Origin of the sequence: Luteimonas fraxinea (assembly GCF_021233355.1) — a bacterium.
Taxonomy (GTDB): domain Bacteria; phylum Pseudomonadota; class Gammaproteobacteria; order Xanthomonadales; family Xanthomonadaceae; genus Luteimonas; species Luteimonas fraxinea.
The window spans coordinates 821,137-843,076 of the sequence record NZ_CP089507.1 but is presented as its reverse complement, the minus strand read 5'-3'; the positions used below and the strand labels follow the sequence as shown (position 1 = coordinate 843,076).

Sequence of the window (21,940 nt, the reverse complement as noted above, 5' to 3'; positions counted from 1 at the left end):
AGACAGGCCTCAAGGCCCGCCACGATTGCCGGTGAAGGACGACCGGTTCCGGACCATCCGCAGTCCAAGTTCCAACGCCAGGATGGCGCCAAAGCCTCACACAGACCTACCATTCCCATCTGAAGGATCCATCCCATGCGCCACCAGAAAGCCGGTCGCAAGTTCAACCGCACCAGCGCCCATCGTGAAGCGATGTTCCGCAACATGGCCGCTTCGCTGATCAAGAGCGAACTCATCAAGACGACCCTGCCGAAGGCCAAGGAACTGCGTCGCGTCGCAGAGCCGCTGATCACCCTCGGCAAGATCGACAGCGTCGCCAACCGTCGTCTCGCTTTCGCGCGTCTGCGCGACAAGGAAGCCGTCGGCACGCTGTTCACCACCGTCGGCCCGCGCTACAGCGCGCGTCCGGGCGGCTACCTGCGCATCCTCAAGTGCGGCTTCCGCGCCGGCGACAACGCGCCGATGGCGTACGTCGAGCTGGTCGACCGCCCGCAGGCGTCGGTCGAAGCCGAGTAATCCCGATCGTGACGACCTGCGCCACGTGCGCAGGTTCCCGTCATCGATGGAACGAAGCCCCGGCATCTGCCGGGGTTTTTGTTTGCGCGGCGCGGGACGATAATCGCGACACCCTATCGACGGTCTGCCCATGAATCCTGTCCGCTGGTCGTTCCGCACGCTGATGTTCGTCGGCGCCGTCGCCTGTTTCGCCCTGATCGGTTTCGCGATCTATTCGCAGCTGCAGTGGGGTCTCGAGCCGTGTCCGCTGTGCATCTTCCAGCGCCTGGCCTTTGCGGCGCTCGGCGTTGTGCTGTTGATCGCGGGCATCCACGCGCCGCGCGGGCGCGGTGGCCGCACAGCCTATGGGCTGCTCGGCTTCGCAGCGGCCGCGGTCGGCATCGGCATCGCCGGACGTCATGTGTGGCTGCAGATGCATCCGTCGGGCTTCGCGACCTGCGGCGCACCGTTCGCCTTCATGCGTGAAACGATGGACACGCCGACGCTGATCCAGAAGGTGCTGACCGGCTCCGGCGACTGCGGCACCGTCGACTGGACCTTCCTCGGCCTGTCGATGCCCGCTTGGAGCCTGGTGTGGTTCCTGCTGCTGGCCGCAGTCGCGCTCTTCGCCGGTCTGCGCACACGCCGCTGAGCGGTTGCCTGCGTTTTGACGCAGGGCAGCAAACTGCGATGATGGCCGCCCGCGAGAGGAACACCCCATGTCGTCGTCCAACGAGCGCAGTCTGCATCCCGTGAACCTGCCCGAAGACTGGCAGCCGGAGAGCTGGCGCACGCGCCCGGCCAAACAGCTGCCGACCTATCCCGATCAAGCCGCCCTGGCGGCCGTGCAGGAAGAGTTGCGTGCGCTGCCGCCGCTGGTGACGTCGTGGGAAATCCTGAGCCTCAAGCAGCAGCTGGCCGAGGCCCAGGAAGGCCGCCGCTTCCTGCTGCAGGGTGGCGACTGCGCCGAGAACTTCGGCGACTGCACGTCCGACGTCATCTCCAACCGGCTCAAGGTGCTGCTGCAGATGAGCCTGGTGCTCGTGCACGGCATGCGCCTGCCGGTCGTGCGCGTCGGCCGTTTTGCTGGCCAGTACGCGAAGCCGCGTTCGGCCGACACCGAGACGCGTGATGGCGTGACCCTGCCGTGCTACCGCGGCGACGTGGTCAACGCGCCGGCGTTCACGCCCGAGGCACGCATTCCGGATCCGCGTCGCATGGTGCGCGCGCATGCGCGTTCGGCGATGACGATGAACTTCGTGCGCTCGCTGATCGACGGTGGTTTTGCCGATCTGCACCACCCCGAGTACTGGGGCCTGGAGTGGGTGGGCGAATCGCCGCTGGCCGAGGAGTACCAGCGCATGGTCTCGGGCCTCGGCGACGCCGTGCGTTTCATGGAGACGTTGGCCGGCACGCAGGTGCACAACCTCAACCGCGTCGACTTCTACACTTCGCACGAAGCGCTGCTGCTGCCGTACGAAGAAGCGAACACGCGTCAGGTGCCGCGCCAGTGGGGCTGGTTCAACCTCAGCACGCATTTCCCGTGGATCGGTGTGCGCACCGCGGCGCTCGACGGCGCGCACGTGGAGTACTTCCGCGGTCTGCGCAATCCGATCGGCGTCAAGGTCGGCCCGACGTCGACGCCTGACGAGTTGCTGCGCCTGATCGACGTGCTCAATCCCGACGACGAACCCGGCCGCCTGAGCCTGATCCACCGCATGGGCGCGACGCAGATCGCCGAGCGTCTGCCGGCCTTGCTCGAGGCGGTGCGTCGCTCCGGCCGTCGCGTGCTGTGGATCTGCGATCCGATGCACGGCAATACCGAGTCGACCAGCAACGGCTACAAGACGCGCCGTTTCGACAACATCCGCAGCGAGATCGAGCAGGCGTTCGACCTGCACGCCGCGGCCGGCACGCGCCTGGGCGGTGTGCATCTGGAACTCACCGGCGAAGACGTCACCGAGTGCATGGGCGGCGCACGGGCGCTGACCGAGACCGATCTAGAGCGCGCCTACAAGAGCCAGGTCGATCCGCGTCTGAATTACGAGCAGGCGCTGGAGACGGCGATGCTGATCGTGCGCAAGCAGGTGCAGGTCAGCGGGCTGTCGCGCCAGTAACGCCGCCGGCCGCCTGTAGCGGCAGTGCGTGCAGTTCAGTCGTCGGGCACTTCCGCCGCCGCGGCTGCGGGCATTGCAGCGGTCACGGTCGCCTCCTGCGACGTCAGGACACGTCCGGATTCGGTGCGCGCGTCGAGATCCAGAGCGCGCGCGTCGATGCGGGCCGCCGCTGCGGTGCACGTGGCGGCATCGGCAATGCCGTCGGGGACGTACCGGTCGCGGAACGCGTGTGCTTCGTCGATGATCATGGCGTTCCGGCCCTCGACGAATTCGCGTCGGCTTCTTGCGACGCCGTGCGCGTCCAGCAGGTCTTTCAAGCGGGTCATCCAGCGCAGCGCGAGCTGGATCACGCCGTCATTGCGTGCCTCCCAGGCGGCGTAAGCACTACGCGTTCGTGCCGACAGGTGCTGGAAGCGCGCCGCAGGCATCGACGCGTGCGGATCGGGCGAAGCAGGCCGCGGCCAGCGTCTGGACGGCGGCGAACGTCGGTTCGATCAGACGATCGTCCGCGCGCGTCCGGCGCGTTCGTGAGCAGTACAAAGCCGAGCGCCAATGCCGGGCGGCGCGTCTTCAGGCTGGAAAGGACCATGGGCAGGACACGCCACGCGCGACGGATGTCGTACGACGAGCTTGGCGGTGACGCGCGCTTGCAACCCTCGGCTCAGACCGCGCCGCGCCGTCGGCGCAGATCGCGCGCGAGCACCAGCACGATCATCAGGTTGAGCAGGAAAACACCCCAGGTCATCCAGTCCGGGTGCTGCCACAGCGCGTAGATCTCGAACGGCAAATACGCGGCCGCGCCGATCACGCCCAGCCATGACGCCCACGCGCGATGGCCCCACAGACCCCAGCCTTCGAACAGGCGCATCACGGCATAGATCATGGCGACGCCGATGGCGATGTGCAGCCGTTCCGGGGTGATCGCATCGAGCATCGCGGTGCCGCTGCGTTCTGCGTCGACACCGAAACGCGCGAGCACGTGCTCGAGTTCGTGCTGCAGCGCGTCCGGGCCGATCGCCGCGAGTGCACCGGCGACGAGCAGGGCGAAGACGCCCTTGGCGGCCTCGAACAGCGCGATCGCGCGCAGGCCTTTGTGGGTGTCGGTGCGATCGTCGGTCATCAGAACAGGGCGTCCTGTCGGGGTGGCGCGGGCAGTGCCGCGCCGGTCAATGGCCACGCGCCGAGCGCGTCGTAGCGGCCACCGGGATTGAACAGCAATTCGAAGTTATCGACGTCGAGGCTGTCGGCGCCGCAGTCCACCGCGTCGAGCCACGTCTGCGGCGGCAGTCCCCGTTCGAGGAACGCGAGCGTGACATGCGGCCGCGTGGTCCGCTCCATCGGCGCGATACCCGCGCGACGGACCGCGTCATGGCTCGCATCGCACAGGGCCTGCAGTGCGGGGCAGGGCGCCGGCAGCGCGACGACTGCGCCGGAGTGGCGCCAGTAGGCGAGACGTTCGAGGGTGAAGCGGTGTGGCGGAATCCGGGTCGCCGCGTCGGCGAATGCATCCAGAAGCGCCGGCGCGACCACGGGGCCTGCGGTCTCACCCACGAAACAGAGCGTGACGTGCCACTGGTCGGCGCGCCGCAGTTGCAAAGAAGGCGCGTCCGATGGACGCGCCTCCTGCAAACGGTGCAACACCGTTGCGAGCACCGCCCGGCCGTCGGCACTGGGCCGCCACGCCGGGAACAGCGCCTGGCTCACGCTGCGCGGGACGCGCGCTTGCGATCGCTCTCGGTCAGGAACTTCTTGCGCAGGCGGATTTCCTTCGGCGTGACTTCGACCAGCTCGTCGTCATCGATGAAGTCCAGCGCCTGTTCCAGCGAGAACTTGATCGCCGGGGTCAGCGCGATGGCATCGTCCTTGCCCGACGCGCGCATGTTGGTCAGCGGCTTGGTCTTGATCGCGTTGACGGTCAGATCGTTGTCCTTGGAGTGGATACCGACCAGCTGACCCTCATACACGTTGTCGCCTTCGGCAGCGAACAGCTTGCCGCGCTCCTGCAACGGGCCGAGCGAGTAAGCCGGCGTGGCGCCCGGCGCATTGGCGATCATCACGCCGTTGAGGCGCTTGGCGATCGCACCGGTTTCCTTCGGGCCGTAACGGTCGAACACGTGGAACAGCAGGCCGCCACCCTGGGTCAGGGTCTTGAACTCGTTCTGGAAGCCGATCAGGCCGCGGGCCGGGATTTCATAGTCCAGACGCACGCGTCCCTTGCCGTCCGACTCCATATTCTTCAGCTGGCCCTTGCGGATGCCGAGCTTCTCCATCACGCCGCCCTGGTGCTGCTCTTCGACGTCGACCACCAGCTGCTCGATCGGCTCCATCTGCTGGCCGTCGATCTCCTTGATGATGACTTCCGGGCGCGACACGGCCAGCTCGAAGCCTTCGCGGCGCATGTTCTCGATCAGCACCGACAGATGCAGTTCGCCGCGGCCGGAGACCAGGAACTTGTCCGCGTCTTCCAGCTGCTCGACCTTCAGCGCCACGTTGTGCACGGTCTCGCGCTCGAGGCGGTCCTTGAGCTGGCGGCTGGTCAGGAACTTGCCGCCGGACAGATCCTTGTTGCCTGCGAACGGCGAGTTGTTGACCTGGAAGGTCATCGAGATCGTGGGCTCGTCGACGGTCAGCGCCGGCAGCGCTTCCGGGGTATCCAGCGCGCAGACGGTGTCGGAAATGGTCAGGTCCTGGATACCGGAGATGGCGACGATGTCACCGGCCTCGGCGGAATCCTGCTCGATGCGCTCCAGGCCCAGGAAGCCCAGCACCTGCATGACCTTGCCCTGGCGCTTCTTGCCTTCACGGCTGATCACCGAGACCGGCATGTTCTTCTTCAGGGTGCCGCGCTGGATGCGGCCGATGCCGATCACGCCCACGAAGTTGTTGTAGTCCAGCTGGCTGATGCGCATCTGGAAGGCGCCGTCCGGGTCCACTTCCGGCATCGGTGCGTGCTGCATGATCGCTTCGTACAGCGGGGTCATGTCGCCCGAGCGCGCGGCGTCGTCGAGGCTCGCGTAACCGTGCAGCGCCGAGGCGTAGACGATCGGGAAGTCGAGCTGCTCGTTGGTCGCGCCGAGCTTGTCGAACAGGTCGAACACCTGGTCGATCACCCAGTCCGGACGCGCGCCCGGACGGTCGATCTTGTTGACGACGACGATCGGCTTGAAGCCCATCGCGAACGCCTTCTGGGTCACGAAGCGCGTCTGCGGCATCGGGCCGTCCATCGCGTCGACCAGGATCAGCACGGTGTCCACCATCGACAGCACGCGCTCGACCTCGCCGCCGAAGTCGGCGTGGCCCGGGGTGTCGACAATGTTGATGCGGTTGCCGTTCCAGGTGATCGCCGTGTTCTTGGCGAGGATCGTGATGCCACGTTCCTTTTCCTGGTCGTTGCTGTCCATCACGCGCTCGGCGAGCACGGTGCGCTCGGAGAGGGTGCCCGACTGCTTCAGCAGACAGTCGACGAGGGTGGTCTTGCCGTGGTCGACGTGGGCGACGATGGCGATATTGCGCAGGCGTTCGATGGACATGGGCAAGGCTGCGCCAGAGTCGAAGACCGGGGCGCACAAGAGTCAGTGAAAGAGCCCAGCATTATACGGTGTTGCGCTGCCGCATGGCGGACCGCTTGAAACCGGGTATTGAAACCGCGTGCCGGAAGCCACATGTCGCGGGTTCGTCGGCATGCCGATGACTTTTCCCTTCCAACAGGATTCCTCATGTCCCTGAACGCCGTATTCGACACCGACCGTGGCCAGATCAACGTCGAGCTGTTCGCCGACAAGGCGCCGCTGACCGTTGCCAATTTCGTCAACCTGGCCCAACGCGGCTTCTACGACGGTCTGAGCTTCCATCGCGTCATCGCCGACTTCATGGTCCAGGGCGGCTGCCCCGAAGGTTCCGGCCGTGGCGGCCCCGGCTACAAGTTCGAAGACGAGACCAACAACGGCGTCAAGCACGACCGTGGCGTGCTGTCGATGGCGAACGCGGGCCCGAACACCAACGGCAGCCAGTTCTTCATCACCCACATCAAGACCGACTGGCTGGACGGCAAGCACACCGTGTTCGGCAAGGTCACCGAAGGTCTGGACGTGGTCGACGCGGTGAAGCAGGGCGATGCGATCAAGTCGATCAAGATCGTCGGCGACACCGAAGCGGTGCTTGCGGCCAAGGCCGACCGCGTCGCCGAGTGGAACAAGACGCTCGCTGCCTAAGCGACACCGACAGGCCGGCCATTCGCCGGCCTGTTTTCTTTGGGGGAATGGAATGGCCTCGAGCAGCACGTGGTGGTGCGGTCTGGTGTTGGCGCTGGGTGTCGGCGCGCTGTCCGCTTGCGGGCCTTCTTCGCCCGATTCCGACGTCGACAGCATGGGTCCCGATCTCGCGGAGGCGCCGCAGGCGCAAGATCTCGAACGCAGCCTCGAAGGCATCTGGAGCACCGGCGTCTCCGGCGGCGACGATGCCGAAACGATTTACGCCATCGAGTGGCAGAGCGTCGGCGGCCTGCGCATCCTGCGCGACGGCAGCTGGCTCGCAGGCACGGTCGAGGATGTCGATCTCGACAACCAGACCCTGGCCTTCCACATCACCCGTGAGAACGGCCCCGACGAAACGGTGACCCTGCGCAAGGTGCAGGACGCGGCGTCCGGCGAGGGCTTCCACCTGCGCGTCACCTGGGCGCAGGGACAGACCGAGACGCTGGGCTTCGTGCGCCGGCTGACCGATCGCGACCGGCAGGAGATCGTGCTGGAAGTCCGTCAGAGCGCGGTGCTGCCCGAGGCGGTCGCGTGTGGCGGCGATGCGCCGGCCAGCAGCCTGCGGGCGACGCTGGCCTGCAGCCAGAGCGAGTTCGCGGAACTCGATCGCGGCCTGCGCACGCAGCTGGTCGAACTGTCGGCGCGGTATCCCGATGGCGACCGCACCGCGGCCGCGGTCGTCCAGCAGCTCGATGCCTGCAAAACACCCGAGTGCCTGCGCGACGCCTACGCGCAATGGCAGACCTATTTCGACGAGAACTACGACCTCGGCGACGTGCTCGATTACCTCTGAATCCGCGCCTCGCCGCGCGTCGCGCCGGCGGTCGCCACAGGGCTGCGTGGTACCATCTGCCGCCGAAAATCAGCGCTTCCGCCGCATTCCCGACGCTTCAAGAAGAGATTCCTCCGATGCCCCAGCTCGCCGCGCGGACCGCTCGCGCCAAGCCCAGCGCCATCATGCAGGTCGCCGAAAAGGCGAAGCGCCTGAAGGCCGAAGGCCGGGACATCATCAGCTTCTCGATCGGCGTGCCGAATTTCCTGCCCGGTCCGCATGTGTATGCGGCCGCGCGCGAGGCGCTTGAGCGCGACAGCGGACAGTACGGCAGCAACCGCGGCAGCGATGCGCTGCTCGACGCGTTCATCGGCCATCTCGATCGCATCGGCCTGCCGGGCTACACCCGCGCGCACTGCGCCAGCGGCATCGGCGCCAAGCACATCCTCTACACGCTGGCCGAAGTGCTGCTCGACGAAGGCGACGGCTTCGCGTTCGCGACGCCGTACTGGACGACGTATCTGGACATCGCCGAGATCGTCGGCGCCGACATCCAGCTGCTGCCGTGCCCGCCCGAACAGGACTACAAGCTGACCCCGGCGCAGCTCGATGCCGCGCTGGCACGCAAGCCCAAGGTCTTCCTGTTCAACAATCCGTCGAACCCGACCGGCATGGTCTACACGCGCGACGAGATCGCCGCGCTGGCCGACGTGCTGGTGCGCCATCCGGACACCTGGATCATCACCGACGACATCTACAACCGGATGGTCTTCGACGGCATCGGCTACCACAACGTCGTCCAGGCGCGACCCGAGCTGCGCGAGCGCACGATCTTCGTCGACTCGCTGTCCAAGACCTATGGCATGCCGGGCTGGCGCGTCGGCCTGCTGGCCGGCCCCGAAAACGTCGCAAAAGCCTTCGCGACGATGAACTCCAACCACATCACCAACGTGCCGGAAGTCGTCACCGCCGCCGCGGTCGCCGCGCTGTCCGGCCCGCAGGACGTGCCGACGGCCAAGTGCGCCGAATTCCAGGCGCGCCGCGACGTGGTGATGGCGGCGCTGGCGGAGATTCCGGGCGTGGTCTGCCCGAAGCCTGCCGGCGCGTTCTACGTGTTTCCCGACATCAGCGTCGCGTTCGGCAAGTCACACGGCGACCTGCGCATCGGCAGCGACGTCGACCTGTGCAATGCGCTGCTCGAAACCAAGGGCGTGGCCTGCGTGCCGGGCTCGGCGTTCGGCGAGCCGCGCGCGTTGCGCATCAGCTACACCTGTCCCGAAGCGCAGCTCGCGCCCGGGCTGGCCCGCATCCGCGAATTCTTCGCGGAGCTGACCTGACCGGCCGGCCCCCGCCGACCGGATGCTTCCCACCCACGTGACCGTTTGAACGAACGAGAGGATTGACGATGAAGAAGCCCGTCCGTGTTGCCGTGACCGGCGCTGCCGGCCAGATCGGCTATGCGCTGCTGTTCCGGATCGCCTCCGGCGAAATGCTGGGCAAGGACCAGCCGGTGATCCTGCAGCTGCTCGAACTGCCGATCGACAAGGCACAGGCCGCGCTGAAGGGCGTGATCATGGAGCTCGAGGATTGCGCGTTCCCGCTGCTGGCCGATGTCGTCGGCACCGACGATCCGGAAGTCGCGTTCAAGGACGCCGACATCGCCCTGCTGGTCGGCGCGCGTCCGCGCGGCCCGGGCATGGAGCGCAAGGATCTGCTGCTCGAGAACGCCAAGATCTTCACCGCGCAGGGCGCGGCGTTGAACAAGGTCGCCTCGCGTGACGTCAAGGTGCTGGTGGTCGGCAACCCGGCCAACACCAATGCCTACATCGCCATGAAGTCGGCGCCGGATCTCAACCCGCGCAATTTCACCGCGATGCTGCGCCTCGACCACAACCGCGCGCTGAGCCAGCTGGCGACCAAGGCCGACGTGGCCGTGGGCGACATCGAGGGCCTGATCGTGTGGGGCAACCACAGCCCGACCATGTATCCGGACTACCGCTTCGCGACCGCGAACGGCCAGAACCTGAAGGACAAGGTCGGTGATGCCGACTGGAACGCCAACACCTTCATCCCGCAGGTCGGCAAGCGCGGCGCGGCGATCATCGAAGCGCGTGGCCTGTCCTCGGCCGCATCGGCAGCCAACGCCGCCATCGACCACATCCACGACTGGGTGCTGGGCAGCAACGGCAAGTGGGTGACGATGGGCGTGCCGTCCGACGGCAGCTACGGCATTCCCGAAGGCGTGATCTTCGGCTTCGCGGTGACCACCGAGAATGGCGAGTACACGCTGGTCAAGGACATCGAGGTCGACGACTTCAGCCAGAAGGCCATCGACAAGACGCTGGCCGAGCTCGAGGAAGAGCGCAGCGGCGTGGCGCATCTGCTGGGCTGAGCCCTGTAGAGTGTCGAGAAAAAGCCGGGCCTTGTGCCCGGCTTTTTCGTGGGCGCGCGCGTGGATTCCGCGCGGTGTAGACCATTGTCGTAACGCGTCTTTCCGGTGCGCGGACTAGCCTGCCGGATTCGCAACCGGGAGGGTCGACATGGGCTACGAGGAATTCCACCGCCGCTCCATCGAGGACCCCGACGGGTTCTGGGGCGAGCAGGCGCAGGCGATCCACTGGCACAAGGCGCCCGATCGGATCCTCGATTATTCGAATCCGCCGTTCCGCAAATGGTTCGTGGGCGGCGAGACCAATCTGTGTTTCAACGCCGTCGACCGGCATCTCGACGCGCGTGGCGACCAGCTCGCGCTCGTCGCGATCTCGACCGAAACGAACGAGACGCGCGAGATCACCTACGCGCAGCTGTATCGCGAGGTCAACGACTTCGCTGCCGTACTCAAGGCGCTGGATGTCGGCCGCGGTGATCGCGTCGTCATCTACATGCCGAACATGGCCGAGGCCGCGTTCGCGATGCTGGCCTGCGCGCGCATCGGCGCGGTGCACTCGGTGGTCTTCGGCGGTTTCGCCGCGCACAACCTCGCGCTGCGCATCGACGATGCGAAGCCCGCGCTGCTGATCGCCGCCGATGCCGGCAGTCGCGGCGGCAAGGTCATTCCGTACAAACCGCTGATCGATGCCGCCTGCGCGGAAGCGCAGTCACCGCCGCCGCACGTGCTGATCGTCGATCGCGGGCTCGATCCCGGCTATACGCGCGTCGAAGGGCGCGACGTCGATTACGCGACCATCCGCGCGCAGCACGCCGGCACCGATGTGCCGGTGGAATGGCTGGAATCCAACGAACCCAGCTACCTGCTCTACACCTCGGGCACCACCGGCAAACCCAAGGGCGTGCAGCGCGATGTCGGCGGTTATGCGGTGGCGATGGCGCTGTCGATGTGGTCGATCTACGACATCCGTCCGGGGCAGGTGATGTTCACCACGTCCGACGTGGGCTGGGCGGTCGGGCATTCGTACAACGTCTACGGACCGCTGATCGCAGGCGCGACGGTGATCCTCTACGAAGGCCTGCCCTTCAGTCCGGACGGCGGCATCTGGTGGAAGATCTGCGCCGACTACGGCGTGCGCACGATGTTCTCCTCGCCGACCGCGATCCGCGTGCTGAAGAAACAGGATGCGAAGTTCCTGACCCAGTACGACCTGTCGAAACTCGAATATCTGTTCCTCGCCGGCGAGCCGCTCGACGAACCCACCGCGAGCTGGATCAGCACCGGCCTCGGCGGCACCACGATCATCGACAACTACTGGCAGACCGAAACCGGCTGGCCGGTGCTGGCGCTGATGCCCGGCGTCGAACTCAAGCCGGTGAAGTTCGGTTCGCCGGGCCTGCCGACGCCGGGTTACGACCTGCGCGTGATCGACGAAGCCACCGGCGAACGCGTGCCGCCCGGCACCAAGGGCGTGCTGGTGATCCAGCCGCCGCTGCCGCCGGGCTGCATGACCACGGTGTGGAACGACGACGCGCGGTTCCTGTCGAGCTACTTCTCGCACTTCAACGAACTGCTCTACAGCTCGCTGGACTGGGCGATCCAGGACGAGGACGGCTACACCTTCATCCTCGGTCGCACCGACGATGTCATCAACGTCGCCGGCCATCGACTCGGCACACGCGAGATCGAGGAATCGGTGTCGAGCCATCCGGCGGTCGCCGAGGCCGCGGTGATCGGCGTCGCCGACGAGCTCAAGGGGCAGGTGCCGATCGTGTTCGTGACGCTCAAGCAGGCATCTGCAAACGCGGACGCGCAGCACGCGACCGCCGGCGAAATGATGCGCACCGTCGCCGATCAACTCGGCGCCGTCGCACGGCCGGCGCGGGTCTACGTGGTCAACGCGCTGCCGAAAACGCGCTCGGGCAAGTTGCTGCGGCGGTCCTTGCAGGCGCTCGCTGAATCACGTGATCCGGGCGATCTGTCGACGCTCGATGATCCGAATGCGCTGGAGGAAGTGCGCCGTGTGCTGGCGCGGGGCGCAGACGCAGGCTGAGCCTTCAGTCCGCCGGCGCAACCCCAGTGTAATGCGCGCGCGGGCGGATCAGCATGCCGAGTTCCTGCTGCTCCAGCGCGTGCGCCAGCCATCCTGCGAGCCGGCCGGCGGCGAACATGCAGAGCGCCGGCGTGGCGGGAAGCCCGTGCACGAAACAGATCGCCGCGAGCATGCCGTCGATGTTGGGATGGCGGCCGCTGGTCTCGGCCGCGGAATTGAGCACGGCTTCGACCTGCTGCATGCGTGCATCGCCCGCATGACGGGCGCGCAGCATCGCCAGCACTTCTGCGGCCCGCGGATCGCCGTCGGGATACAGCACGTGGTGGAAGCCGGGCAGATCGTCGCCGCGCTGCCAGCGCTCGGCCACGAAAGTGGCAGGCGAGGGTGCATCGCAGGCCTCGCGAATCAGCGCGTGCGCACGCGCGGTCGCGCCGCCATGGCGTGGCCCGGACAGCGCCGCGAGGCCTGCGCAGACCGTCGCGTGCAGGTGCGCGCCGGTGGACGCGACCACGCGTGCGGCGAAGGCCGACACGTTGAGTTCGTGATCCGCACACAGCACCAGCGCCGCGCGCACGAGATCGGCGAATGCTGCATCGCCCGGACGCCAAGCATCGGCGAGCAGGACGTGGACAGGGCGCGCATCCGGTGAGCCTGCGATCAGCAGCGCCGCGTTCTGGCGCAGCAACGTCGCCGCGACGCCGCGCTTGGCCGCTGGCGCGGCGCTCAGCGAATGCCGCAGATCCGGTGCGAGCAAGGGGATTGCGGCCATCGCGCGCTCGATCGGCGGCAAGCTGGCATCGCCGGCAATCGCGGCGACGCGCGCGGGCCAGTCGCCGGTCGCGGCGTCGAAGGGATCGGCATCGCCGCAATCCCACAAAAGCCGCGCGGTGTCTTCGAGCGTGGCGCCGCTGCGGACCATCGCGACCGCGGAACGTCCGCGGTAATACGGACTGTCGGGCCGGATCAGCGAGATCCGCGTTTCCATCACCGGCAGGCCGCGGTCGAGACTCTGCGCCGCCCCGCGCGCCGCGCCGCGGCCTGCGCGCTTGCGCTGGGTCAGGCGTTCGACATCCTGTCGCAGATAGACGCGGCTGCGATGGTCGGCGCCGGGTCGCGATTCCAGCAGCCCGCGGCTGACGTAGGCGTAGAGCGTTGCGGTGCTGATGCCGAGCGCGGCGCAGGCCTCGGCGGCGGACATCAGGTCGCCATCGTTCGCATTCACAGTGAATCCCGATGTATTGATTGATTCGATCAAGATTGATCAACCATTCGGATGGTGCCAGATTGCACGCCATCGCGGTACACCGCAGCTCCGGAGTCGGATCCATGACCACGCTTTCCGCAGGCGCGAAATTCCGCGCCGCGCTCGCCGCCGAATCGCCGTTGCAGGTGATCGGCGCGATCAACGCCAACCACGCGCTGCTGGCCAAGCGCGCCGGCTTCCAGGCGATCTATCTGTCGGGCGGTGGCGTCGCCGCGGGCTCGCTGGGTCTGCCGGATCTGGGCATCAACACGCTCGAAGACGTGCTGATCGACGTGCGCCGCATCACCGATGTCTGCGACCTGCCGCTGCTGGTCGACATCGACACCGGCTTCGGCGCGAGCGCGTTCAACATCGAGCGCACCGTAAAGTCGCTGATCAAGGCCGGCGCAGCGGCGTGCCATATCGAAGACCAGGTCGGCGCCAAGCGCTGCGGGCATCGTCCGGGCAAGGAGATCGTGTCGCAGGGCGAGATGGTCGACCGGGTCAAGGCTGCGGCCGATGCGAAGACCGATCCAGATTTCTTCCTGACCGCGCGCACCGATGCGATCCAGGTCGACGGCGTCGACGCCGCGATCGAACGCGCCATCGCCTGCGTCGAAGCCGGCGCCGACGGCATCTTCGCCGAGGCCGCCTACGACCTCGACACCTATCGCCGCTTCGTCGATGCGGTCAAGGTGCCGGTGCTCGCCAACATCACCGAGTTCGGTGCCACGCCGCTGTTTACGCGCGACGAGCTGGCGTCTGCGGGCGTCGCGATCCAGCTGTTCCCGCTGTCGGCGTTCCGCGCCGCGAACAAGGCCGCCGAAGCGGTGTACACCGCGGTGCGCCGCGACGGTTCGCAGCAGGCCGTCGTCGACGCGATGCAGACCCGCGAGGAACTCTACGAGCGCATCGGTTATCACGCGTTCGAACAGCGCCTCGACGCGCTGTTCGCGTCCAACAAGCAGTAAACGACTCCCGATCTTTCATCCGTGCCCGCGGGCATCCAACGGAGATTCCAGATGAGCGACACCGCCACCACCGCCCCCGGCTTCAAGCCGAAGAAATCCGTCGCGCTGAGCGGCACGGCCGCCGGCAATACCGCGCTGTGCACCGTCGGCCGCAGCGGCAACGATCTGCACTACCGCGGCTACGACATTCTCGATCTCGCGCGCACCAGCGAGTTCGAGGAAATCGCCTATCTGCTGGTCCACGGCAAGCTGCCGACCGAAGCGGAACTGCGCGGCTACAAGGCCAAGCTGAAGTCCCTGCGCGGCATTCCGGCGGCGGTCAAGGCCGCGCTGGAAGAACTGCCGCCGTCGGCGCATCCGATGGACGTCATGCGTACCGGCGTGTCGGTGCTCGGCTGCGTGCAGCCGGAGAAGGACGACCACAACCATCCGGGCGCGCGCGACATCGCCGACAAGCTGATGGCCTGCCTGGGTTCGATGCTGCTGTACTGGTACCACTGGAGCCACAACGGTCGCGCGATCGACGTCGAGACCGATGACGATTCGATCGGCGGACACTTCCTGCATCTGCTGCACGGCCACGAACCGCGCGACTCCTGGGTCAAGGCGATGCACACCTCGCTGATCCTCTACGCGGAGCACGAGTTCAACGCATCGACCTTCGCCTGTCGCGTCATCGCCGGCACCGGCAGCGACATGCACAGCGCGATCACCGGCGGCATCGGCGCGCTGCGCGGCCCCAAGCACGGCGGCGCGAACGAAGTCGCGTTCGAAGTGCAGAAGCGCTACGACACGCCGGACGAAGCGGAAGCCGACATCAAGGCGCGCGTGGAGAAGAAGGAAGTGATCATCGGCTTCGGCCATCCGGTCTACACCGTCAGCGATCCGCGCAACGAGGTGATCAAGCAGGTCTCGAAGGAACTGTCGGACGAGGCGGGCAGCCGCAAGATGTACGACATCGCCGAGCGCCTGGAGACGGTGATGTGGGACATCAAGAAGATGTTCCCGAACCTCGACTGGTTCAGCGCGGTGAGCTATCACATGATGGGCGTGCCGACGGCGATGTTCACGCCGCTGTTCGTCATCGCACGCACCGCCGGCTGGAGTGCGCATGTCATCGAGCAGCGCATCGACGGCAAGATCATCCGCCCGAGCGCGCACTACACAGGTCCAGAGGACCAGGCGTTCGTGCCGATCGCCGAGCGCAAGTAACGCCGTCCTGCATTGGTCCCCGCACACGCGGGACCCACGGTCCGTCATTCCCGCCTGCGCGGGAATGACGAGCGTTAGACACTCTCTTTTTTCAGACAGCCAGCCATGAACAGCCAGCACCGCAAACCCCTTCCCGGCACGAAGCTCGACTGGTTCGACGCGCGCGCCGCCGTTGAAGCCCTCGCGCCCGGCGCGTACGACCGCATGTCCTACACCGCGCGCGTGCATGCCGAGAATCTGGTGCGGCGCTGCGAGCCCGCGCAGCTCGACGATGCGCTGCGGCAGCTGATCGAACTGCGACAGGACATCGACTTTCCGTGGTATCCGGCACGCGTGGTCTGTCACGACATCCTCGGCCAGACCGCGCTGGTCGATCTCGCCGGTCTGCGCGATGCGATCGCCGACCAGGGCGGCGATCCGGCGAAGGTCAATCCGGTCGTGCCGGTGCAGCTGATCGTCGATCACTCGCTGGCGGTGGAATGCGGCGGCTATGACCCGGATGCATTCGCGAAGAACCGGACGATCGAAGACCGTCGCAACGCCGACCGTTTCCACTTCATCGACTGGACCAAACTCGCGTTCCACAACGTCGAGGTGATTCCGCCGGGCAACGGGATCATGCACCAGATCAATCTGGAGAAGATGTCGCCGGTGGTCTACGTGCAGGACGGCGTCGCGTTTCCGGATACCTGCGTCGGCACCGACAGCCACACGCCGCACGTCGATGCGCTGGGCGTGATCGCAGTCGGCGTCGGTGGCCTCGAAGCCGAGAACGTCATGCTCGGCCGCGCGTCGTGGATGCGCACGCCGGAGATCGTCGGCGTCGAACTGGCAGGGCGTCCCGGCCCGGGCATCACCGCGACCGACGTCGTACTGGCGCTGACCGAGTTCCTGCGCAAGTCGAAGGTGGTCGGCGCGTATCTGGAATTCCGTGGACCCGGAGCGGCTGCGCTGTCGGTCGGCGATCGCGCGACGATCTCCAACATGGCGCCCGAGTACGGCGCGACCGCGGCGATGTTCTTCATCGACGACAACACGCTCGACTACCTGCGCCTGACCGGTCGCGAAGACACCCAGGTCGCGCTGGTCGAAACCTATGCGAAGGCCGCCGGCTTGTGGGCCGATGCGCTGGTCGGCGCCGAGTACGTGCGCACGCTGCACTTCGACCTGTCGAGCGTAGTGCGCAACATGGCCGGCCCGTCGAACCCGCACAAGCGCGTGGCGACCAGCGATCTCGCCGCCAGCGGCATCGCCGGCGCATGGGAGATGCCGACCGACGGCACCATGCCCGACGGCGCGGTGATCATCGCCGCGATCACCAGCTGCACGAACACCTCGAACCCGCGCAACGTCATCGCCGCCGCGCTGCTGGCCCGCAACGCGAACGCGCGCGGCCTGACGCGCAAGCCGTGGGTCAAGAGTTCGCTCGCGCCGGGGTCCAAGGCCGTGCAGCTGTATCTCGAAGAAAGCGGCCTGCTTCCGGATCTCGAGCAACTCGGTTTCGGCATCGTTGCTTTCGCGTGCACCACCTGCAACGGCATGAGCGGCGCGCTGGATCCCGCGATCCAGCAGGAGATCGTCGACCGCGACCTGTACGCGACCGCCGTGCTCAGCGGCAACCGAAATTTCGATGGCCGCATCCACCCCTACGCCAAGCAGGCCTTCCTCGCGTCGCCGCCGCTGGTCATCGCGTATGCGATCGCCGGCACCGTACGCTTCGACATCGAGAAGGACGTGCTCGGCATCGACCATGACGGCAACGCGGTCACGCTCAAGGATCTCTGGCCGTCGGACGAAGAGATCGACGCGGTGGTCAAGGCCAGCGTGAAACCGGAGCAGTTCCGCGCCGTCTACGGCCCGATGTTCAAGCTCCACGTCGATACCGGCGAGCGCGTTGCGCCGTTGTACGACTGGCGCGAGATGAGCACCTACATCCGCCGTCCGCCGTACTGGGAAGGTGCGCTGGCCGGCGCGCGCACGCTGACCGGTATGCGCCCGCTCGCGGTGCTCGGCGACAACATCACCACCGATCACCTGTCGCCGTCGAACGCGATCATGGCCGACAGCGCGGCCGGCGAGTACCTCGCGAAGATGGGCGTGCCGGAAGAGGACTTCAATTCCTACGCGACCCATCGCGGCGATCATCTGACCGCGCAGCGCGCCACGTTCGCCAATCCGAAGCTCGTCAACGAGATGGCGATTGTCGACGGCACGGTGCGTCAGGGCTCGCTGGCGCGTATCGAACCGGAAGGCCAGGTCGTGCGTATGTGGGAAGCGATCGAGACCTACATGGACCGCAAGCAGCCGCTGGTGATCATCGCCGGCGCTGACTACGGCCAGGGCAGCTCGCGTGACTGGGCGGCCAAGGGCGTGCGTCTGGCGGGCGTGGAAGCGATCGTCGCCGAAGGCTTCGAGCGCATCCACCGCACCAACCTGATCGGCATGGGCGTGCTGCCGCTGGAGTTCCAGCCCGGCGTGACCCGCCTGACGCTCGGCATCGACGGCACCGAAACCTTCGACGTCACAGGCGACCGAACCCCCCGCGCGATGCTCACGCTGGTGATCCACCGCCATGACGGCACGCAACTGTCGGTGCCGGTGATCTGCCGACTCGACACCGCGGAAGAAGTCTCGATCTATGAAGCCGGTGGTGTGCTGCAGCGGTTCGCGCAGGATTTTCTGGAGTCGTCCAAAGCCGCATGATCTAGCCCCTCTCCCCCTGCGGGAGAGGGGTTGGGGAGAGGGGAATGGATCAACGCACATTCGCCAAACACCTGCGTCGAAGCATGACCGACGCCGAGCACGTGCTCTGGCGTCATCTCCGCGCCCACCGCTTCGATGGACAGAAGTTCCGCCGCCAGCAGCCAATCGGTCCGTACATCGTCGACTTCGTGCATTTCGATGCGCGTGTGATCGTGGAGGCCGATGGCGGGCAGCATCTCGATTCACCACAGGACGTCGCACGCGATGCGTGGCTGAGGCAGCAAGGCTTCCGCGTGCTGCGCTTCTGGAATCACGACATCCTGCAGCGCACGGAAGCGGTGCTTGAAGCAATCTGGAATGCGTTGCGGGAAGCACCCCTCTCCCCCGACCCCTCTCCCGCAAGGGGAGAGGGGAGACAAGCCAAAACAGAGCAAGTGACTGTCATGACCTACGCCCCCCAACTCCGCATCCCCGCCACCTACATGCGCGGTGGCACTTCGAAAGGCGTGTTCTTCCGCCTCGAAGACCTGCCCGCCGCCGCGCAGGTGCCCGGTTCCGCGCGCGACGAATTGCTGATGCGCGTGATCGGCTCGCCCGATCCCTACGCCAAACACACCGACGGCATGGGCGGCGCGACCTCGTCCACCAGCAAGTGCGTGATCATCGGGCCGGCATCGGTGCCGGATCACGATGTCGACTATCTCTACGGCCAGGTGTCGATCGACACCGCGTTCGTCGACTGGAGCGGCAACTGCGGCAACCTCAGTACCGCGGTCGGTCCGTTCGCGATCGCCAACGGCTTCATCGATGCGGCGCGGATTCCGCGCGACGGCACCGTCGCGGTGCGCGTGTGGCAGGCGAACATCGGCAAGACCATCATCGTGCACGTGCCGGTTGCGGACGGGCAGGTGCAGGAAACCGGCGATTTCGAGCTTGATGGCGTGACATTTCCGGCGGCGGAGATCGTGCTGGAGTTCGTCGATCCCGCCGACGAGGGCGAGGGCGATGGCGGCGGTGCGATGTTCCCCACCGGCCATCTCGTCGACGATCTCGAAGTGCTAGGCGTCGGTACGCTGCGCGCAACGCTGATCAATGCCGGCATTCCGACGATCTTCGTCGACGCCGCTTCGATCGGTTGCACCGGCACCGAGTTGCAGGACGCGATCAACGGCGACGCGAAAGCGCTCGCGATGTTCGAGACGATCCGCGCACATGGCGCGGTGCGCATGGGGTTGATCAAAGATGTGTCGGATGCGTCGAAGCGCCAGCACACGCCGAAGGTCGCATTCGTCGCGCCGCCGCAGGATCACGTGGTGTCGAGCGGCAAGGCGATCGCGGCCGGCGACATTGATCTGCTGGTGCGCGCGCTGTCGATGGGCAAGCTGCACCACGCGATGATGGGCACGGCGGCGGTTGCGATCGGCACGGCAGCAGCAATTCCCGGCACGCTGGTGAATCTGGCCGCAGGCGGCGGTGCACGTAGCTCGGTGCGCTTCGGTCATCCCTCGGGGGCGCTGCGTGTCGGCGCGGAGGCGGTCGAGGTCGACGGACAGTGGACCGTGTCGAAGGCGATCATGTCGCGCTCGGCGCGCGTGCTGATGGAAGGTGCGATCCGCGTGCCCGGCGACACGCTGGGCTGATCCCGCAGCGACGCAACTCCATCGACGGCCCTTCATCGCGAACGTGTCGCGCGTCGCGGTTTCGACCTTGGTCTGACTGGTTCCGGGCCTCCCCGCGTGCAAGGGTCCATGCGGGGGACGGCAACGCCGTCAGTGGAAGGGGACGAAGCGATGGAGATCGCGATCGCGATACCCGCGAAGACCGACGCGGGTCGGGCGGAAATCGAAACGCGTGCGCAGCGCCTGCCGGCTGCATTGCGCTCGCTGCTGTTACTCGTCGACGGTCAACGCGGCGCGCTGGAACTCGATGCCATCGCGCGCCGGCTGCATGCGCCGGCGGATGCACTCGAACAACTGGCGGCGCTCGGGCTGGTCACTGCATCGGGCGTAGGCGCCGTGCATCCAGCCAATGCCGCAGCTTCGATCCACGAAGGGCGCAGCGACAGTGATGCGCAACGCCACCTGATTCTTTACGCACTGATGAACGATGCGACACGCGCGCATCTCGGGCTCGTCGGCGGATATCTCACCCAGCTCAAGCTGGAACGCGCCGACGATGCGGCCGCGCTCGAAGCCCTGTTGCCGATGCTGCAGACGGCGCTCACCAAGGCGCGCGATGCGCGCGTGGCCGCGGAGATCATTGCAGGCATACGCGCCGCGGCGGACACCGGCGCAGGCGCTGCGTAAGCAAGCCCGCCGCAGCACATCGAACCGGCGCGCCGCATGATGCGACGCGCCAGTTCGACGGATCGATCAGATCAACCCTTCGGTAGTCATCGCCGCGCGGACGCCGTCGTCGGCAAGCATGCGCGCGTCGAAGGCGTGCAGGTTGTCGAGCCCGCCCAGATCGAGCTTCAGGCGCTTTGCCCACTGCAGGGTGACGAACAGATACGGATCGGCAATCGAACGCGTACCGGTGAGGTAGTCGCGGCCGGCGAGCTGTGCGTCGATGCGCTCATACAGGCCGCGGATCTTCTGCATCGCGTGCTTGCGCGTGCGATCCACGACATCCGCGTCTTCCAGATATTTGGTGCTGCCGAACAGCGGATGGAACGACGGATGCAGGTCGGCATTGAGCAACGCGAGCCAGCGGTTGACCTCGGCGCGTCCCTGCGGTGAACCGTCGCCACCGAGCTGCGCGTCGGGATGGCTGTCGGCCAGATAGTTGAGGATCGCGGCGTTCTGGGTCAGCACCCAGTCGCCTTCGACCAGCACCGGCACCGCGCCGGCGGGATTGAGTGCGAGGAACGCGGGTTCCTTCATCTGCGTCGCGTCGACGACGCGCGCTTCGAACGGGGCGCCGATCCACTGCAGCACGATGTGGTCGGCCAGCGAACAGGCGCCGGGCTTGGTATGGAGGATGCGCATGGCGGTCCCAGGGTTGTACGGGCCGCCATCATGCGCCGGGCGTCGCGGCCGGGGAAGCCGGCGACGCGGGCGGTCAGCCGCGTTCGCTGTCGGTCGTCGGACGCGCCGGGCGCAGCGACTGCACGCGCAGGAAGGTGTGATCACCGATCGTCGCCACCTGGTGCGCACTGCGCCAGGCCGGCGCGGCAATCGCGTGGGCCATGAAGTGGCTTGCGCCGGGCACGACCTGACGGCGCTGCTCGGGCGGCAGCGACCAGTTGCGTTCCGACTCCAGCGCCACGCTGACCGCGCGGGTCCAGGCATTGGTGTTGGCGAGCTTGGTGTTCGGCGACAGGATCGTCGGCGCGAACTGCTTGCGCGCGGTGACCACTTCGCACATCGACTCACCCCACAGACCGCTCTCCTGGCGGCGCAGGGCCACCTCGGCGACGGCTTCCTGTCCACGGACGGACTGGTCTCGGGCTTCCAGATACACCGTCGTGCTCAGACAGAGCGAATCGGCGGCGGGGGGCGGCAGCACGGAGGCCAGCCACATCACCCATTCAAGTTTCATCAACGACTCCTTTCTGCGTTGCGCCGGGCCGCACGTCGCCGTCCTCCTCTTGAGAAGAACGCAGGCAACTGCAGGAACCGGCATGGCGTATTGGGGAGGGCGGCGGACTCTGTGGTGCGCTTGATCGCCCGGGCACCGAAGTCCGCAGAAGGCGGGTCGGGCCGGTGTGCCGCCGAAGGTGGCGGAACGAAG

Annotated in this window: 20 protein-coding genes and 1 pseudogene; 14 read left to right on the top strand and 7 right to left on the bottom strand. The window is 66.8% G+C overall.

The features are described 5' to 3' along the window. Window positions 1-135 precede the first annotated feature (135 nt). The 3 genes from rplQ (at window position 136) to LU699_RS03630 (ending at window position 2,612) form a co-directional block, all read left to right on the top strand. Complete coding sequence (rplQ, locus tag LU699_RS03640; RefSeq protein ID WP_232134474.1) at window positions 136-516, top strand: 50S ribosomal protein L17; 381 nt, start codon at window positions 136-138, stop codon at window positions 514-516. Window positions 517-646: 130 nt separating this feature from the next. After that, on the top strand, window positions 647-1,147 hold the full coding sequence (locus tag LU699_RS03635) for a disulfide bond formation protein B (RefSeq protein ID WP_232134475.1): 501 nt from the start codon (window positions 647-649) through the stop codon (window positions 1,145-1,147). A 67-nt stretch (window positions 1,148-1,214) separates the two neighbouring features. Beyond that, window positions 1,215-2,612: a class II 3-deoxy-7-phosphoheptulonate synthase gene (locus LU699_RS03630; protein ID WP_232134476.1), complete on the top strand. Its 1,398-nt coding sequence runs from the start codon at window positions 1,215-1,217 to the stop codon at window positions 2,610-2,612. Between the two features lie 35 nt (window positions 2,613-2,647). On the opposite strand, the gene LU699_RS03625 is transcribed toward LU699_RS03630, so the two are convergent. The 4 genes from LU699_RS03625 to typA all read right to left on the bottom strand — a co-directional run bounded on the left by LU699_RS03625 (window position 2,648) and on the right by typA (window position 6,142). Continuing rightward, window positions 2,648-3,040 carry a hypothetical protein gene (locus tag LU699_RS03625; RefSeq protein WP_232134477.1) on the bottom strand — a complete coding sequence of 131 codons (393 nt, stop codon included), beginning with the start codon at window positions 3,038-3,040 and terminating at the stop codon, window positions 2,648-2,650. Window positions 3,041-3,273: 233 nt separating this feature from the next. After that, window positions 3,274-3,732, bottom strand: coding sequence for a DUF2127 domain-containing protein (locus tag LU699_RS03620; protein WP_232134478.1), 459 nt, complete (start codon window positions 3,730-3,732; stop codon window positions 3,274-3,276). Beyond that, window positions 3,732-4,316, bottom strand: a complete 585-nt coding sequence (locus tag LU699_RS03615) for a 2'-5' RNA ligase family protein (protein ID WP_232134479.1) — start codon at window positions 4,314-4,316, stop codon at window positions 3,732-3,734. Before LU699_RS03615 ends, LU699_RS03620 begins: the two co-directional genes overlap by 1 nt. Next, the gene (typA, locus tag LU699_RS03610) at window positions 4,313-6,142 is read right to left on the bottom strand and encodes a translational GTPase TypA (protein WP_232134480.1); all 1,830 of its coding nucleotides are present in this window, start codon (window positions 6,140-6,142) and stop codon (window positions 4,313-4,315) included. Before typA ends, LU699_RS03615 begins: the two co-directional genes overlap by 4 nt. Before the next feature lie 186 nt (window positions 6,143-6,328). Between typA and LU699_RS03605 the strand changes: the two genes are divergently transcribed. The 5 genes from LU699_RS03605 (at window position 6,329) to prpE (ending at window position 12,079) form a co-directional block, all read left to right on the top strand. Then, window positions 6,329-6,823 carry a peptidylprolyl isomerase gene (locus LU699_RS03605; RefSeq protein ID WP_232134481.1) on the top strand — a complete coding sequence of 165 codons (495 nt, stop codon included), beginning with the start codon at window positions 6,329-6,331 and terminating at the stop codon, window positions 6,821-6,823. A 52-nt stretch (window positions 6,824-6,875) separates the two neighbouring features. Continuing rightward, a complete protein-coding gene (locus LU699_RS03600; protein ID WP_232148029.1) occupies window positions 6,876-7,658 on the top strand; it encodes a hypothetical protein in 783 nt (260 codons plus the stop codon). A 116-nt stretch (window positions 7,659-7,774) separates the two neighbouring features. Beyond that, the gene (locus tag LU699_RS03595) at window positions 7,775-8,974 is read left to right on the top strand and encodes an aminotransferase class I/II-fold pyridoxal phosphate-dependent enzyme (RefSeq protein WP_232134483.1); all 1,200 of its coding nucleotides are present in this window, start codon (window positions 7,775-7,777) and stop codon (window positions 8,972-8,974) included. 68 nt (window positions 8,975-9,042) lie between these two features. Continuing rightward, the gene (locus LU699_RS03590; RefSeq protein ID WP_232115877.1) at window positions 9,043-10,029 is read left to right on the top strand and encodes a malate dehydrogenase; all 987 of its coding nucleotides are present in this window, start codon (window positions 9,043-9,045) and stop codon (window positions 10,027-10,029) included. A gap of 148 nt (window positions 10,030-10,177) precedes the next feature. Further along, window positions 10,178-12,079 carry a propionate--CoA ligase gene (prpE, locus tag LU699_RS03585; protein ID WP_232134484.1) on the top strand — a complete coding sequence of 634 codons (1,902 nt, stop codon included), beginning with the start codon at window positions 10,178-10,180 and terminating at the stop codon, window positions 12,077-12,079. A 4-nt stretch (window positions 12,080-12,083) separates the two neighbouring features. On the opposite strand, the gene LU699_RS03580 is transcribed toward prpE, so the two are convergent. Then, complete coding sequence (locus LU699_RS03580; RefSeq protein WP_232134485.1) at window positions 12,084-13,301, bottom strand: citrate synthase family protein; 1,218 nt, start codon at window positions 13,299-13,301, stop codon at window positions 12,084-12,086. Between the two features lie 104 nt (window positions 13,302-13,405). On the opposite strand from LU699_RS03580, the gene prpB reads away from it, so the two are divergent. The 6 genes and pseudogenes from prpB (at window position 13,406) to LU699_RS03550 (ending at window position 20,514) form a co-directional block, all read left to right on the top strand. Beyond that, window positions 13,406-14,293: a methylisocitrate lyase gene (gene prpB, locus LU699_RS03575; RefSeq protein WP_232580486.1), complete on the top strand. Its 888-nt coding sequence runs from the start codon at window positions 13,406-13,408 to the stop codon at window positions 14,291-14,293. A 51-nt stretch (window positions 14,294-14,344) separates the two neighbouring features. Further along, window positions 14,345-15,505 (top strand): bifunctional 2-methylcitrate synthase/citrate synthase, encoded by a 1,161-nt coding sequence (gene prpC, locus LU699_RS03570; RefSeq protein ID WP_232134487.1) that lies wholly within the window; start codon window positions 14,345-14,347, stop codon window positions 15,503-15,505. A 105-nt stretch (window positions 15,506-15,610) separates the two neighbouring features. Beyond that, window positions 15,611-18,208: a Fe/S-dependent 2-methylisocitrate dehydratase AcnD gene (acnD, locus tag LU699_RS03565; protein ID WP_232134488.1), complete on the top strand. Its 2,598-nt coding sequence runs from the start codon at window positions 15,611-15,613 to the stop codon at window positions 18,206-18,208. Window positions 18,209-18,252: 44 nt separating this feature from the next. After that, window positions 18,253-18,561: pseudogene (locus tag LU699_RS03560) on the top strand (endonuclease domain-containing protein); the annotation flags it as partial. Between the two features lie 90 nt (window positions 18,562-18,651). Continuing rightward, a complete protein-coding gene (prpF, locus tag LU699_RS03555; protein ID WP_232134777.1) occupies window positions 18,652-19,848 on the top strand; it encodes a 2-methylaconitate cis-trans isomerase PrpF in 1,197 nt (398 codons plus the stop codon). 150 nt (window positions 19,849-19,998) lie between these two features. Continuing rightward, window positions 19,999-20,514, top strand: a complete 516-nt coding sequence (locus LU699_RS03550; protein WP_232134489.1) for a hypothetical protein — start codon at window positions 19,999-20,001, stop codon at window positions 20,512-20,514. A 66-nt stretch (window positions 20,515-20,580) separates the two neighbouring features. Here LU699_RS03550 and LU699_RS03545 read toward each other — a convergent pair whose 3' ends face one another. Together LU699_RS03545 and LU699_RS03540 are read right to left on the bottom strand one after the other, a co-directional pair. Beyond that, window positions 20,581-21,195, bottom strand: coding sequence for a glutathione S-transferase family protein (locus tag LU699_RS03545; protein ID WP_232134490.1), 615 nt, complete (start codon window positions 21,193-21,195; stop codon window positions 20,581-20,583). Window positions 21,196-21,268: 73 nt separating this feature from the next. Continuing rightward, a complete protein-coding gene (locus LU699_RS03540) occupies window positions 21,269-21,748 on the bottom strand; it encodes a cell wall hydrolase (protein WP_232134491.1) in 480 nt (159 codons plus the stop codon). Window positions 21,749-21,940 lie beyond the last annotated feature (192 nt).